At 65.7% G+C, this 15,084-nt stretch carries 14 protein-coding genes; 10 read left to right on the forward strand and 4 right to left on the reverse strand.

Going from position 1 to position 15,084, the window contains the following annotated elements; genetic code table 11:
- Window positions 1-8: 8 nt before the first annotated feature.
- Genes B9Z03_RS05565 through B9Z03_RS05580 form a run of 4 tightly spaced genes read right to left on the reverse strand, consistent with a single transcriptional unit; the run spans window position 9 to window position 4,106 of the window.
- Complete coding sequence (locus tag B9Z03_RS05565) at window positions 9-1,358, reverse strand: FAD-dependent oxidoreductase (RefSeq protein ID WP_176247405.1); 1,350 nt, start codon at window positions 1,356-1,358, stop codon at window positions 9-11.
- Window positions 1,359-1,392: 34 nt separating this feature from the next.
- The gene (locus tag B9Z03_RS05570; protein ID WP_085463280.1) at window positions 1,393-2,244 is read right to left on the reverse strand and encodes an ABC transporter permease; all 852 of its coding nucleotides are present in this window, start codon (window positions 2,242-2,244) and stop codon (window positions 1,393-1,395) included.
- A 1-nt stretch (window position 2,245) separates the two neighbouring features.
- On the reverse strand, window positions 2,246-3,037 hold the full coding sequence (locus B9Z03_RS05575) for an ABC transporter ATP-binding protein (RefSeq protein ID WP_244561667.1): 792 nt from the start codon (window positions 3,035-3,037) through the stop codon (window positions 2,246-2,248).
- Between the two features lie 22 nt (window positions 3,038-3,059).
- Entirely contained in the window at window positions 3,060-4,106 is a 1,047-nt protein-coding gene (locus tag B9Z03_RS05580; protein WP_085463282.1) for an ABC transporter substrate-binding protein, read from the reverse strand.
- A gap of 212 nt (window positions 4,107-4,318) precedes the next feature.
- Between B9Z03_RS05580 and B9Z03_RS05585 the strand changes: the two genes are divergently transcribed.
- The 10 genes from B9Z03_RS05585 to B9Z03_RS05630 all read left to right on the forward strand — a co-directional run bounded on the left by B9Z03_RS05585 (window position 4,319) and on the right by B9Z03_RS05630 (window position 15,037).
- The gene (locus B9Z03_RS05585; RefSeq protein ID WP_176247443.1) at window positions 4,319-5,281 is read left to right on the forward strand and encodes a LysR family transcriptional regulator; all 963 of its coding nucleotides are present in this window, start codon (window positions 4,319-4,321) and stop codon (window positions 5,279-5,281) included.
- Between the two features lie 322 nt (window positions 5,282-5,603).
- Window positions 5,604-6,587, forward strand: coding sequence for a TRAP transporter substrate-binding protein (locus B9Z03_RS05590; RefSeq protein WP_085463284.1), 984 nt, complete (start codon window positions 5,604-5,606; stop codon window positions 6,585-6,587).
- 117 nt (window positions 6,588-6,704) lie between these two features.
- On the forward strand, window positions 6,705-7,265 hold the full coding sequence (locus tag B9Z03_RS05595) for a TRAP transporter small permease (protein WP_085463285.1): 561 nt from the start codon (window positions 6,705-6,707) through the stop codon (window positions 7,263-7,265).
- Window positions 7,262-8,536, forward strand: a complete 1,275-nt coding sequence (locus tag B9Z03_RS05600; RefSeq protein WP_085463286.1) for a TRAP transporter large permease — start codon at window positions 7,262-7,264, stop codon at window positions 8,534-8,536. Before B9Z03_RS05595 ends, B9Z03_RS05600 begins: the two co-directional genes overlap by 4 nt.
- A gap of 7 nt (window positions 8,537-8,543) precedes the next feature.
- On the forward strand, window positions 8,544-9,314 hold the full coding sequence (locus tag B9Z03_RS05605) for an IclR family transcriptional regulator (protein WP_085463287.1): 771 nt from the start codon (window positions 8,544-8,546) through the stop codon (window positions 9,312-9,314).
- Window positions 9,311-11,383, forward strand: a complete 2,073-nt coding sequence (locus tag B9Z03_RS05610; RefSeq protein ID WP_085463288.1) for a hydantoinase/oxoprolinase family protein — start codon at window positions 9,311-9,313, stop codon at window positions 11,381-11,383. Before B9Z03_RS05605 ends, B9Z03_RS05610 begins: the two co-directional genes overlap by 4 nt.
- Window positions 11,384-11,385: 2 nt before the next feature.
- Window positions 11,386-12,951, forward strand: coding sequence for a hydantoinase B/oxoprolinase family protein (locus tag B9Z03_RS05615; protein WP_085463289.1), 1,566 nt, complete (start codon window positions 11,386-11,388; stop codon window positions 12,949-12,951).
- Window positions 12,952-12,979: 28 nt separating this feature from the next.
- Entirely contained in the window at window positions 12,980-13,372 is a 393-nt protein-coding gene (locus B9Z03_RS05620; protein WP_085463290.1) for a cupin domain-containing protein, read from the forward strand.
- Between the two features lies 1 nt (window position 13,373).
- The gene (locus B9Z03_RS05625; RefSeq protein ID WP_085463291.1) at window positions 13,374-14,153 is read left to right on the forward strand and encodes an HpcH/HpaI aldolase family protein; all 780 of its coding nucleotides are present in this window, start codon (window positions 13,374-13,376) and stop codon (window positions 14,151-14,153) included.
- On the forward strand, window positions 14,150-15,037 hold the full coding sequence (locus tag B9Z03_RS05630; RefSeq protein ID WP_085463292.1) for a beta-keto acid cleavage family enzyme: 888 nt from the start codon (window positions 14,150-14,152) through the stop codon (window positions 15,035-15,037). Before B9Z03_RS05625 ends, B9Z03_RS05630 begins: the two co-directional genes overlap by 4 nt.
- The last annotated feature ends 47 nt before the right edge of the window (window positions 15,038-15,084 follow it).

Raw genomic sequence — 15,084 nt, forward strand, 5'->3', positions numbered from 1 at the left:
TTCTGCCGTCAGCTCGCCATGAGAAGCGCGTTCTCCGCCGGCTGGTCGCCCGGATCCGCGCCTTGTGCCCGCAACCGCTCGCGCAATTTGGCGATGTTGACGGATTCGACGGGAACATTGGCCTCCAGCGCCAGCGCCGCCGCGACGCCTGTCGCCTCGCCCATCGCCATGCAAGGAGGAATCTCGCGTGAGATGCGCTGCGCGGCTGGCTCGGCGGAATAGTGCCGGCCCGCGATCAGGAGATTGGCCACCTCGCGCGGCAGGAAGGATCGGTAGGGGTAATAGTAGTCGCGGCCCCGCGCCACCGTGTCCTCGAAGTAGCGCCGCTGCACGACGTCCTCCTTGGTCATGACGTAGCGGCCGCGCAGCATGCGCGTCTGGCGGATGCCGACCTGCGGCGCAACGTCGACGACCACGGCCTTCTCGAACCCGGGCACCTTTTCGCGCGCATAGGCGACAAGCGCCTCGATCCGCGCCCGCCCGGCATATTCGGCCTTGGTCAGATCCTCTACCTCCAGCCCGTTCAGGTTGGGCATATGCGGGCAGTTGCACCAGACGATTCCCGGCAGCGGCGTCTTCAGCCACCACTTCTCCCAGCAGCCCCCGATCAGCCGCTTCGCCTCCCGGTCTATGGCGGCGAAGGCTTCGGGTTGCTCGTATTCGAACCGCTCCGCCGCGGCGGTATCGACGTTTCCGAGCCGGAAGACCGTGGTGATGATGTATTTGCCCTGCTCGTTCGCCGCACCGGCCGCGGCAGCGACGTCGAGATCGCCCGTCGTGTCGATCACCACCGAACCCATGATTGCCTGGCGGCCGCTCTTGGTCTCGCAGATCACGCCCTTGATCGCGCCGTCCTCGACGATCGCACTGGAGAACCAGCTGTGCAGGCGCAGGTGGACGCCGGATTCGGCAACCATCGCATTTGCCGCCCGCTTGTAGCCGTCGGGATCGAAGGCGGCCGCATAGCAGATGGCCTGCGGCTTCTCGCGCGACTGGAAGTCGAACACGCCCCAGCGGGCCCATTTCCGATAGAGCTGCTCGCTCGACCGCCGCTCGGCCTCGGGCGGAACCACGCACAGGCCCATATGCTCCATGCGTTCGATCATTTCCGTGCACAGGCCGCGCACGCTGATCTCGGAGCCGTTGCACATGTCGTCCAGCACGATCACCATTCCGCCGGAGGCCAGCCCGCCGAGATAGGGATAGCGCTCGAGCAGGACGGTCGAGAGACCGTTGCGCGCGCCGGCCACCGCCGCCGATATGCCCGCCGGACCGCCGCCGACGACGACCAGATCGGCCCTCTTCACCACCGGCACCTGGCCGGCCTCCGTCCTCACCCAGTCCTCGGACTTTGACACTGGCGCGTCTCCCTTGAATGCTTGTGATTTGATGTCAGTTGGAGTTGGAAACGTTCCATTTGAGGAAACGCCGCTCCGCCCATGCGATGAGGCTGAAGAAGGCGACCGAGAAGGCTGAGCCGACGGCGATCGTCGCGTAGAGCAGCGGCGAATCGAAAGCATAGGTCGCCTGGATGATCAGAGCACCGATGCCCCTCGTGGCGCCGATCCACTCGCCCACGATCGCGCCCACCACCGAAGCGGCGGCGGCGATCTTCAAGGCCGAGAACAGGAACGGCAGGGCGTTCATGAGGCGGACCTTGAAGTAGATCTCGCGCGGCGATGCCGACAGCACATGCATCAGCTCCATCTGCTGCGAGCTCACCGACCGCAGGCCGCGCGTCATGTTGACCAGGGTCGGGAAAAAGCAGATCAGCGCCGCGATGATGATCTTGGGCGCCATGCCGTTGCCCAGCAGGAGCACGAGGACGGGAGCCTTCGCGACGATCGGCACGGCATTGATCATGACGACGATCGGGAAGAACGCTTCCTCCACCGTGGGCCGGTAGACGAAGGCGGTGGCGATCAGGATCGCCGCGGCGCTGCCGAGCAGGAATCCGCCGATCGCCTCCATCGCCGTCGGCACCAGATTGCTCATGAGCAGGCCGAACTTGGATTGCAGGACCTGCGCTATCGCGCTCGGCGCCGGCGCCACGTAGGACTTGATGTCGAAGGTCGGCACCGCGATTTCCCAGAGCGCGATCAGCAGGACGAGGGCGATGGTAGGGAGGATGCGCCGCCGCCAGCGCAGCCGGCGCTGGTGCGCGAGGTGCTCGGCAAGCTGCGAGTCCTCCACCGGTTGGGCCGGAATGCTGGCGTCGTTGTGGCCTGCGACGATGTTGGCCATGCTAGCAGGTCTCCAGAATGTTGCGCAGCCGGGCGATGGTGTCCGTGAAGGTCGGAGTATCCCGCATCGCCAGCTTGCGCGGCATGGGAAGCTCGACCGCCACCTTCTCGCGCACGCGTCCAGGGCGGGCGGCAAGCAACAGGACGTCCTGGCCGAGGAAGGCGGCCTCGTAGAGCGAATGCGTCACGAACAGGATCGTCGTGCCCGTGCGCTCCCAGATTCTCAGCAGCTCCTCGTTCAGGCGGTCGCGAGTGATCTCGTCAAGCGCGCCGAACGGCTCGTCCATCAACAGCAGGCGCGGTTCCGAGATCAGCGCGCGCGCGATCGAGACGCGCTGGCGCATGCCGCCCGAAAGTTCGTGCGGCAGCGCGTTTTCCCATCCCTCCAGGCCGACCAGCCTGAGAAGCTCTCGCGGATCGCCGGCACGGTTCTTCGGAATGCCTCCACCCACTTCGAGGGGAAGCATGACGTTGTCGAGCACGCTGCGCCATGGCAGCAGCGCCGCGTCCTGGAAGACGAACCCGATATCCCTGTTCAGCCGTGCTTCGGAAGCCGATTTGTCGAAGACGCTCGCCGTTCCCGACGTCGGCTTGATGATATCGGCCACAACGCGAAGCAAGGTGGACTTGCCGCAGCCGGAGGGGCCGAGAAGGGTGACGAAGCCACCCTTCCGGACCGTCAGGTTGATATCCTGGAGCGCCGTCACCGTTCCGCGGTCGGTGACGAACTGGACACCCACGCCGTTGAGCTGGACTGCCACGGTTCCAGCCTGGGTGAGGGTGTCGCCAAGCATCGCGATTCCCATCTCGCGCCCCTCAGCCGAGCTTGGGGCGGACGGCCTCGGTCGCCTTCAGGATGGCGTCGGTCGAGATCATCTCGACGGTGGGTGCGGCGCCGGTGAACTGCTTGAGGTCGGCCTGCTGCTTGATCTGCTCCTGCCAGATGATCGGATCCATCGTGCCCCAGCCGAGTTCCTTCGTCCGTTCGTTGAAGACGTAGCTGAGCTGGACCTTCGCGGTCTCTATCTCGTTCGCAAGATCGAACCCCATGTCCGGATACTGCGCGATCATCAGTTCGACCGACTTCTCCGGGTTTTCATATGCATAACCCCAGCCGCGGGCCGATGCTCTCAGGAATGCCGCGAGCATTTCGGCCTTGGTTTCGAGTGTCTCGGTCGTCGCATAATAGGGAAGCGCGTAGAGCCGCACGCCGTTTTCCCACAAGCCCATGGTGATGTAGTCGGGGCCGAGCGCCTTGAGACTGCGGATGCTCGTCGCCCAGCCGGAGATCGCATCGACCTGACCCGAGATGAGCGGCACGAAATCGAAGCCGATCGGCACGACCTCGATGTCGTCTTCGGGGATGCCGTTGGCCCGCAGGATGCTGTTGAGCAGAACCTGCCCGCCGGCGATCTGGATGCCGATGCGCTTGCCGACCATGTCTGCCGGGGTGCGCACCGGATTGCTCGGCAAGGAAAAATAGCTGTAGGGATGCTTCTGCCCGCAGACCGCGAAGCAGGAGATCGGGATGTTCTGCGAGCGGGCGAGCATGATGGAGGGGCTCGACGACGTCTGTCCCACCAGCGCCTGTCCGGATGCCACCATGGCCACCCCGTCGATGTTGGGACCGCCGGGCGTGATGACGAGATCCAGCTTCTCTTCCTCGAAGTAGCCGAGGTGCTTGGCGACGATTTCGCCGAGCTGGTTTCCGCCGATCAGCCAGCTGGTCTGGAAGTTGACGGTCTGCGTGCCGCTCTGCGCGGCCGCTGATCTGGAGAAGGCATAGGGCATGGCCAGTGCCCCACCCATGACTGCACCGGATTTCAATAGGTAGCGGCGGCTGACGCCGTTGATTATGCTCATCTTTTTTCCCCTCAGATTTATATCTGATTATGATTGGCTTGCCTGCATAGTGCAGTGCACAAGACAGACTTGTCGGAAAAACGCGAAAAGAAAAGAACAGAATCTCGCCATGGGTGATGCCGAAACGGCATCGATTGCAGGCGAGAAGTCGCATCGGTTAGGATGGGTTTGCGAAGGGACGCCTCTGGCCCTTCGAGCCGAAGGAAATGCCGGTGCACGCGCCCGTACTACGCTATCTCGACGAAGTCGTCCGGCAGGGATCCATCCGCAGGGCCGCCAGCCAGCTCAACGTCGCATCGTCGGCGGTAAACCGGCAGATCCTGAAACTGGAGGCGGAAATCGGCGTGAAGCTCTTCGAGCGCGTCGGCAAGCGCCTGGTTCTCACGCCTGCCGGCGAGAAGCTCACCTTGCACGTGCGCAAGACGATGTCCGAATGGGACAACGCGCTGAGTGAGATCAAGGCGATCTCGGGAGAAAGTTCCGCGGAGGTCGCCATAATCGCTCTTCCCGCCTTCCTGGAGAAGATCGTGCCGGAGGCGATCGAGGAGATTACCGCGCACTACCCCAAGATGCGGTTCAACATATTCTCGACCAGCCCGATCGACACCGTGCGGGAGATGAGGTCGGAGCGCCATGATATCGCGCTGCTGTTCGCAAACCACCACTTCCGGCGCTACCGGCTCGCCGACCGGATAGACAGCAGCCTGGGCGTCGTCATGGGCCCGGGGCATCCTCTGGCGTCCGCCAGGCAGATCGCCCTTGCGGACTGCGCCGAGTATCCCCTGATCCTGCTCAACGATCCCTGGGAACTGGACGCGACCTCGGAGATGGAATTCGTGCGGAACAACGCGCCGTTCGGATCGCGCATCGTCACCAACTCTTTCAACGTCATGAAGGAGATGCTGAAGCGCAATCTCGGCATAGGCTTCTTCGCGCCGATCGGCTTCATCGACGAACTGCTCAGCCGCGAGCTGGTCTATGTGCCGTTCAAGAGTCCGGACGCCTCAGGCAGCACCGGGCTCTTCGTACATGAGGAGCGGGCCCAGGAGCCGCATATCAAGCTTTTCGTGGCGACCCTGAACCGGCGCTTCGCAACCACGCAGGAACGCATCGACGCGCTGCTGCATCGCGGGGCCGAGGGAAGGCGCCGCACCAAGGCGGCGAAGCAGACTTGATCCGGCAGCATCTGCCAGGAGTACGGAATTGCGCCGACTAACTATCTAGCGCGACAGAGCGCTCCCGAGCGCGGAAGCGCCTCCTGAATTCGCGAGTTAATCGAGAATTTGCGCGGAGCCGACCTCCCCAATCCGTCCCGCCTGTCCCTCCTTCTTTGCCGTCACCATTTGGGCCACGGAGCACCGGTCCGTGCTCGACGCCAAATGACGCGCGCACCGTCTGGCCGGTGTTTGAGGAGAAGCTGCAGGGTTGACGTACGATTGGAGTGTATCTTATATTGTAATAGTGTTTCGATATGAGAAACATAAGGGAGGAGTTATCATGAACATTCGCAGCGGCATCATCGCCGCAATTGCCCTGTTGCTGCCGGCCACGGCCTTCGCGCAGGACGTCACCCTGAAGTTCGGCCATGCCGCGACGTCGAAGCACCTGTTCCAGGACGGGCTGGTCATGTTCGCCGACAAGGTCGCCGCCAAGACCGGCGGCAAGGTCAAGATCGAGGTCTATGGCGATCGCCAGCTCGGCGACGACAAGCAGTTGCTGGAGGGTATCCAGCTCGGCACGATCGACGGCGCGCTCGTTTCGGTGCCGACGATGCCGCTGGTTCTGAACTCGCCGGTCTTCGATTCGCTTCAGCTGCCGTTCCTGGTGCCCAGCTATGACAAGATGGCGGAGGTCCTGTCGTCGGACGTCGGCCAGAAGCTGCTGGATTCGCTCGCGACCAGCAACATCAAGGGCCTCGGCTACATCGAGGCCGGCCAGCGTCATTTCCTGTCGCGCACCAAGGCGGTGAAGACCGTCGCCGACTTCGCGGGCCTCAAGACCCGCATCGTTCCCACCCCGCTGCACAAGGCGATCTGGGAAGCGGTCGGCACGGCCCCGATCGGCATGGCCTTCGGCGAGGTCTTCTCGGCGCTTGAGACCGGCACGATCGACGCGGTCGAGATCAACCTCTCCTCCGCCTTCGCCGAGAGCTACTACGAGGCGGCCAAGAACGCGACGCTCACCGGCCACTACTTCTGGCCCGGCGTGCTGATGATGGGCTCGGCCAAGTTCGATGGCCTGACCGACGAGCAGAAGAAGGCGATCGTCGAGGCCGGCCACGAGGTCATCGCAGAGCACTACGCGCTCGCCCGCGACCAGGAGGCCGAGATCACCAAGAAGCTCGAGGAGAAGGGCGTCACCATCTCCAAGCTCGAGGACCTCGCCGAGATGCAGGCGAAGACCAAGCCCGTGCTCGACGCCTGGGTCGCCAAGGATCCGCTGATCCAGGAATTCGTCAGCGCGGTCCAGAAGACCAACTGATTGTCGCGGGGCGGCGCCATCCTGGCTGCCGCCCCGTCCCGACCACCTTTCCGCACCGTGCCTTGCGGCGGCCTTCCGGCCGCGACGGCGGAGGCATGCCGATGACGGGGCCAAACCATGCTCGCCTTGCGACGCTATTTCGACGCGGTGGTGTCCACGATCCTGATCTGGATGCTGATCGTGCTTCTCGCGGTGATGACGCTGCAGATCGTGTTGCGCTACGGCTTCTCCACCTCGCTGATCTGGGCCGAGGAAATCTGCCGCTACCTGCTGGTCTGGGTCTCGTTCCTGGCGGCCGTGCTTGCCTATGAGCGTGGCGAGATCGCCAGCGTGCCGATGCTGCGCGACGCCTTGCCGCCCAATGCCGGCCTGGTGCTCGCGATCGTCGCCAACGTGCTCGGCATCGTGCTGCTCTCGGTGCTCGTCTATTATGGATTCGTCTACGCGAACCGGCTTGGCTCCTCGCCCATACCGGCGATGAAGTTCCTGCTCGGAGATCTGTTCGGCCCCGACTTCCCCGTCCCGAGGGTCTACTGGGTCTACATCGCCCTTCCTGTCGGGCTCACGCTGTTCGCGCTGCGGCTCGCCATGGACATCGTCCTCTACGCCCGCATGATCGGCACCGGCGCGCGCGCCTCCGACCTCAGGCTCGCAACCGAGATCGAGGCGCACGGATGATCCTCTATCTCGCCATCTTCTTCGCGGCGCTGATCATTGGCATGCCGGTGGCGCTTGGCCTCGGCATGGCCTCGCTGGTCTATCTGCTGATCGAGGGCCACGGCCACCTGCTGGTCGCCTTCCCGCAGCGGATGATCGCCGGCATCGACAGCTTTCTCCTGCTGACGATCCCCTTCTTCATCCTGGCCGGAAATTTGATGAGCGCGGCCAACCTGACCGGACACATCGTTCGCGCGGCACAGTTCCTCGTCGGGCGGATCAAGGGTGGGCTGGCGGTCGTGAACGTCCTGTCGAATCTCCTCATGTCCGGGTCGAGCGGCGCGGCCACCTCAGAGGCCGCGGCCGTCGGCGGCATCATGATTCCGCCGATGAAGCGGGACGGCTACGATCCGGCCTATGCGGCAGCCTTGACCGCGTCCGGTTCGCTGCTCGGTCCCCTCATTCCCCCGTCATTGCCCCTTATTCTGTTCGGCGTGTTGACGGGTACGTCCATCGGAGATCTGTTCCTTGCAGGCATCCTTCCGGGTCTCATTCTGAGCGGGCTGCTAGTAGGCTATGCGCTCTGGAAGGGCCGCAGAGAGAACCATCCTGTCTCTACTCCGGTGCCGGCCGAAGAGCGCCGCGGGCTTCTCATCGCGGCCACGCCGGCGATCTTTCTGCCGGTGCTGATCGTCGTCGGTATCCGCACAGGCATCTTCACGCCGACTGAAGCCGCCGGCGTAGCCTGCATCTATGCTCTGGCCATCGGGTTGTTCGTCTACCGCTCGCTATCCTGGCAGAAGCTCAAGCAGTGCTTCTACGATACCGCCACAATGTCGTCGGGGGTGATGCTGGTCGTTGCGATGGCGAGCATGACGGGCTTCGTGCTGGGCATCGAAAGCCTGCCGCAGAAGGTCGCCGCCCTGATCCTGGGCGTGTCTGAAAACCCGGCGGTCCTTGTCATCCTGCTCAACGCGATCCTCCTCATCCTCGGCCTGTTTCTGGAGCCGCTGGCAGCGATGGTTCTTATCATGCCGGTGCTGAACGCGTTGGCGCCGACCATCGGCATGGATCCTGTGCAGATGGGTGTCATGGTGGTCCTGAACCTCATGATCGGCATGATTACGCCGCCCGTCGGGTTGGTGCTGTTCATCGTCTCCTCGATCGCCCGCAGCCCGCTGCAGGCGGTGACGAAGGCTGCGCTTCCGATGCTTGCATTGTGCATCTTGCTGCTTGTGATGGTTGCCGCGATCCCGAGCCTCTCGCTCTGGATCCCCGGCCTGTTCAAGTGAGGATCAGATGACGGTAGAGCTCGACAAATCGGTCAACCAGTCCACCCAGATGGCCTTCATGATCATCGAGGTGATGGCGGAGATCGGCCAGCCCGTTGGGCTGTCGGACCTGGCGCGCCGGATCGGCGTGTCGAAGGTGCGCGTCTTCCGCTTCCTGCGCACGCTTCTCTCTCTCGGCTACGTGCTGCAGGACCCGCAGACCGAGAAATATCGACTCTCCTACAAGCTCTACCATCTCGGCCAGGCGCTCGCCGACTCGACCGACATCCTGCGCGAGGCGCGGCCCGTTATGGTCGAACTGCGCGACGCGACCGGCTTCACCGTCTCCTTCTCGCAGATGGAGCACGGCGGCATGCGCATCCTCGACATGGTGCGCACCGAGCAGCCGGTCGTCATCGTCACGCGCCCGGGCGCGCTGCTCGACTTCCACGCCTCGGCACAGGGCAAGATCGCGCTGGCCTTCGGCGGCGCGAAGCTCGCCGCGACTGCGCTTCGCCAATGGACCAGCGAGACCTCGACCGATCGTTCCGCCGTCGAGGCGGAGGTGGCCGAGGTCCGGACACGCGGTTGGGCCGATGCGCCGAACCAGACCCTGCAGGGTGTCACCGCCGTCTCCGCGCCCGTCTTCGACATGACCGGCGATTTCGTCGCCACGCTGACGATCGCCGGACCCACCAACACCATCGGGACGCCGCCCGACCCTCGCTACGTCGAGGCGTTGACGGCGGCGGCCCGCAAGATCTCCAGGAATCTAGGCAATACGGATCAGATGACATGACCAGATATTCGCTCGCCGTCGACATCGGAGGCACCTTCACCGATGCCGTCCTTCTCGCCGACGACGGCCGCACCTTCGTCGACAAGACCCTGACCACCCATGGCAACCTGCTGGAAGGCTTCTTCCGTGGCGTGGATCTCGTCATGGGCCGCGCCGGCATCGCGCCGCCGGACGTCAACGACGTGGTGGTCCATGCGACCACGGTCGTCACCAACGCGCTGATCGAACGCAAGGGACCGCCGGTCGGGCTGATCCTGACCAAGGGCTTCACCGACATCCTCTACATCCGCGACGAGCATCGCTACGACATGTACGATCCGCAGATCGAGTTCGCCGAGCCGCTGATCCCGCGCGAGCGGACATGGGCGCTCGACGAGCGCGTACTTGCGGACGGTTCGGTCGAGAAAGCGGCAAAGGAAGCCGAGATCGCGGCGATCGCCCGCGACTGCAAGGCGCGCGGCATCCAGTCGGTCGCCGTCAGCCTCATCAACGCCTACCGCAACGGCGTCAACGAGGCGCTGGTCGCCGAGGTCTTCGCCCGCGAGGCGCCGGAGATCTTCGTCTCGCTGTCGTCCGCGATCGCGCCGCAGATGCGCGAGTATCTGCGCACCTCCACCGTCGCCATCAACGCCTACACCGTGCCGATCACGCGCCCCTACCTCGACGCGCTGATCAAGGAACTCGACCGCCAGGGCTTCTCGCAGCAGCCGCTGATCATGCTCTCCAACGGCGGCGTCATCGGTGCCGGCCGCGCCGGCACGCTTCCCGTGCGCATGATCGAAAGCGGCCCGGCGGCCGGCGCGCTGGTCGCTTGCTACTTCTCACGCATGTTCGGTATTCCGGACCTGATCTCCTTCGACATGGGCGGCACCACGGCCAAGGCCTGCATGATCCAGAACCACCAGCCGTTGGTGACGAGCACCTTCGAGGTCGACCGCCGCTACCGCTTCAAGCCGGGCTCCGGCATGCCGATCACCGTGCCGTCGATCGACATGATCGAGATAGGCGCCGGCGGCGGCTCCATCGCCTGGGTCGATGACCTCGGCCTGCTTCGCACCGGCCCGGAAAGCGCCGGCTCCATTCCTGGACCGGTCAGCTACGGCCGCGGCGGCAAGGAACCCTGTGTCACCGACGCCGACGTGGTGCTGGGTATCCTCGATCCCGACCGCTTCCTCGGCGGCGACATGAAGCTCGACGCCGCCGGCGCCCGCGCGGCCGTCGGCAAGCTCGGCGCGAAGATCGGGTTGAGCCCCGAACAGACCGCCTGGGGCATTTACGAGGTCGTCTGTGAGCAGATGGCGGCCGCGGCCCGCACCCACGCCACCGATCGCGGCGTCGACTATCGCGGCCTGCCGATGCTCGCCTTCGGCGGCGCCGGCCCGGTTCATGCCTGCCTCGTCGCCGACCTGATAGAATCGAAGCAGGTGATCTACCCGCCGCTGGCCTCCGTGCTTTCGGCTTTCGGCACGCTGGTGACGCCGGCGCAGATCGACCTGGTGCGCAGCCAGTTGGGCCTGATCGACCGGCTCGACCCGGCCGAGGCGCGCGAACTCGTCGGCCAGATGACGACGGAAGGCACGGCGGCGCTGACGGAAGCCGGCCTCGCACCGTCCGACATTGGCTTCGTCTTCGGCGCCGACCTGCGCTATTTCGGCCAGCAGTCGGAGCTGAGGATCGAGCTGCCCTTCGACCCCCGAGAGACGCTCGACGCCGAGGCGATGCGCGCGATCTTCGACCGCGAATACGTCGCGCAATACGGGCTGAAGCTCGACATGCCGCTGGAGCTGGTCAACTGGCACGTCACCGCGCGCGGCAGCCTGCCCGACCGCGCCGCCGCGACCGTCGCCAAGGGCGGCAACCGTCCGGCGCCCCGCAGCCGCATCGTTCACTTCCGCGGCAAGCCGGTGGAGACCGCTGTCTACGCCCGCACCGAACTGATGGAGGACGACGTGATCGCCGGTCCCGTGATCGTCGAGGAGCGCGAGACCACCATCTTCGTCCTGCCCGGCTGGACGATCCGACTGTACGCAAACGGCAGCCTGATTGCCGACAAGATGACGGAGCACTGAACATGGACGGCGTAGAACTCCAGATCCTCTGGTCGAACATGATCGGGATCGTCTCGGAACAGGCGCGCGCGCTGCAGCGCATCGCCTTCTCGCCGATCGTGCGCGAAGCAGGTGACCTGGCGAACGGCCTGTTCGATGCCCGCGCCCGCATGGTGGCACAGGCCGTCACCGGCACGCCCGGCCACATAAACTCGCTGGCGGCCGCCGCCGCGAACCTGCTCAAGCATGTCGATGCCTCGAGCCTGAAGCCCGGCGACGTGCTGATCACCAACGACCCGTGGATGTCGGCCGGCCACTTCTTCGACATCACCGTTCTGTCGCCGATCTTCCGCGGCCAGAAGCTGATCGGCTATGCCGGCTCGACCATCCACCACACCGACATCGGCGGCTACGGCATCGGCTCCGGCGCGCGCGACATCCACGAGGAAGGGCTCTGGATCCCCGTCCTCAAACTCTACGAGGCGGGCGTGCGCAACGAGACGCTGTTCGCGATGATCACGCGCAACGTCCGCACCCCGGACTCGCTGCTCGGCGACCTCGGCGCTCAGGTCTCCTCCGGCATGATCGCCTCGCAGCGGCTCAACGCGCTCTGCGACCGCTACGGGCTGGACGACATCGAAGCGCTGTCCGACGAGATCATCACCCGCTCGGAAAACGCGACGCGGGACTCGATCCGCACCCTTCCGGGCGGCACTTTCCACGGCGAGTCGACCTTCGACGTGCCCGGCGGCGACCGGATCACGCTGAAAACCGCCGTGACCATCGACAGCGAGGCGGGGGAGATCACGGTCGACTTCGCCGGCTCGTCGGGCCGCAGCCCGCGCGGCATCAACGTGGTGCCGGCCTATACTCAGGCCTATGCGACCTTCGCCATCCGCTCGACGCTCAACCCGGATCTGCCGAACAATGCCGGCTCGCTCGCGCCGATCAAGCTGAAGCTGCCGGACAACTGCATCGTCAACGCGACCTATCCCTCGCCGGTGAATGCCCGCCACGTGGTCGGCATGTATGTGCCGTTCCCGATCCTCAACGCGCTGGCGCAAGTGGTGCCGGACAAGGTGGTGGCCGAAGGGTCGGGCGCGGTGTGGACGGTACAGATCCAGGGCCGCGACGCCGAGGGCCGCCCGTTTACCTCCTCGATGTTCAACTATTCCGGCGGCATGGGCGCGCGTGCCGGCAAGCCCGGCATCTCGGCGGTCTGCTATCCGACAGGTGTCTCTGCCGTCCCGGTCGAGGTGCTGGAGGCGGCCTATCCGATCGTCTTCACCTGCAAGGAGCTCGAGCGCGGCTCCGGCGGCGCGGGCCTGCAGCCGGGCGGCGATGGCCAGCGCATCGGCTTCCGCATGCGCACCACGCAGCCCTGGCTGCTCAACACCGTGCCCAGCCGCCTCAGCGAGGCGCCGCAGGGTCTCGACGGCGGCGCGCCCGGCCGCGCCGGCCAGTTCCTCGTCAACGGCAAGCCGGTCGTGCTTTCGGGCAAGACCGACATGAAGGCCGGCGACGAGATCACAATGATCACGCCCGGCGGCGGCGGCTTCGGCGCGCTGAAGGCGGCCAAGGTCGCCTGACGGATTTCAAGAGAAGTAGGAGGACAAGATGAGCGAATTGCAACCCTTCCGCATGCCGGTCAAATGGGAAGACCTGCCGCGCTTCCCGGTGCGCGACCACATCAGTCGGGCCGGCTTTCGCGGCGAGGACGTGCTGCTGGTGATGAACTGGCTGGAAAAGGGCATGACGCTCGGCATGCACAAGCATCCCTTCGAGCAGATCGCGGTGATCCTGACCGGCCGCATGCGCTGGACCGTCGGCGAGGAGACCTTCGAGGTCGGCGCCGGCGAGGTGCTGCGCGTGCCGCCGGACGTGATGCATGGCGGCATCCCGATCTCGGACGAGGTCGTGATGAACCTCGACATCTTCTGCCCGATCCGGAAGGACTATCTCGAGATCGTCGATCACCAGGCCGCCGACTTCCCGCCCGTGGAGAGCTGAGATGGGCTTTCCCGCGGTCCATGCCGACATCGCCCCGGCCGTGCGCCGGGGCGCGCTGCACCTGTCGACCTTCTGTCAGCTTCCTGATCCGAACGTGATCGAGGCGCTGGCGAAGACGAAGCTCGATTCCTTCATCCTCGACATGCAGCACGGCATGTTCGACGAGGCCGCCGTCGTGGCAAGCGTCGCCGCCGCCGCGCTGGAGGGCAAGCCGGCTTTCGTGCGGCTGCCGGTCGATTGCGGCGGCCTCGCCTCGCGGGTGCTCGACTTCGGCGCGGTTGGCGTCGTCTGCCCGATGGTCAACACGGTGGCGGACGCCGAGCGGCTGGTCTCCTACACCAAGTTCCCGCCGGTCGGTTTCCGCAGTTGGGGCCCCCGCCGCGCGATCCCGCTGTCGGGGCTGAACGGGCCGGGCTACCTCGCCAAGGCCAATGAGCTGAACCTTGCGATTGCCATGATTGAGACCCGGCAGGCGCTGGACAATCTCGATGCGATCCTCGCCGTGCCCGGCATCGACGGTGTCTTCGTCGGCCCCTCGGATCTGTCGGTCTCGCTGTCCGGCGGCGAAACGCTCGACAGCGCGGACGTGGCGCCGGCGCTGGACCATGTCGCCGCCCGCGCCAAGGCGGCGGGCAAGTTCGCGGGCGTCTTCGCGATCAGTTCTGGCTACGCCACCGACTGCATCGCGCGCGGCTATTCCTTCATCGCGCTGATGCAGGATGCGCTGTTCATGCAGCAGGCTGCCGACGCTGCCGTCACCGCCGTGCGGGGCAAGGCATGACGCGCCCGGTCATCCTGACCGCCTGCGTCAACGGTGGGCGGCCCGACGCGGCGGAGCTCAATCCGAACCTGCCGGTGAGTCCTGAAGCCATCGCCGCGGCAGTCGCCGAGGCGGCAAAGCTCGGGGCGGCGGTGGCGCATATCCACGTCCGTGATCCGAAGACGGGCCTGCCCTCCAACGATATCGGCCTCTGGCGCGAGACCGTCGGCCTGATCCGCGCCGCCGGCACCGACATACTGCTCAACCTCAGCGCTTCGATGGACGGTCTGCTTGTGCTCGACGACGCGGCAGGCTTCGTTCCGGCCGATGGCACCACGCTCCGCCCCGCGGCAGGCAGGGCGGACCACGTGCTCGCCTTGACGCCTGAGATCGGCACGATCGACTGCGGCACGTTCGCGCTCGGCCAGGCGATCCACGTCGCGCGCATGGGCGACCTGCGCGAGATGGCGCGGCTCTACGGCGAGAAGGGCGTCCGCGCCGAGGTCGAGTGCTTCGACTTCGGCCATCTGGAGGTCGCCCGCAAGCTTGCAGCCGAGGGTGCGTTCGGGCAACGGCCGTTCATGCAGATCTGCCTCGGCACCGGCTATGGCGGCGCGCCCGCGACGCCGGCAGCACTTGCCGCGATGCGCGAACGCATTCCCGGCGGCACGGTCTGGGCCGCCTTCGCGGCCGGCGAGGACAATCTCTGGGTCATGCGCGAGGCGGTCGCCGGCGGCGGCCATGTCCGCGCCGGTCTGGAAGACGCGCTCTTCGACGCGGCCGGCGAGCCGACCACCAACGCCGCGCTGCTCTCATCCGCCGTGGAGACGGTCTACGCCGCCGGCGGACGCCCCGCGACGCCGGCCGAGGCGCGAGCCATCCTCGGTTTGCCCGCTCGGAGCTGATCGGGGCGTGACGGTCGGCTCAACCGCGGGGGTCAACCGCCGGGCAC

Origin of the sequence: Mesorhizobium australicum (assembly GCF_900177325.1) — a bacterium.
GTDB lineage: Bacteria > Pseudomonadota > Alphaproteobacteria > Rhizobiales > Rhizobiaceae > Mesorhizobium_A > Mesorhizobium_A australicum_A.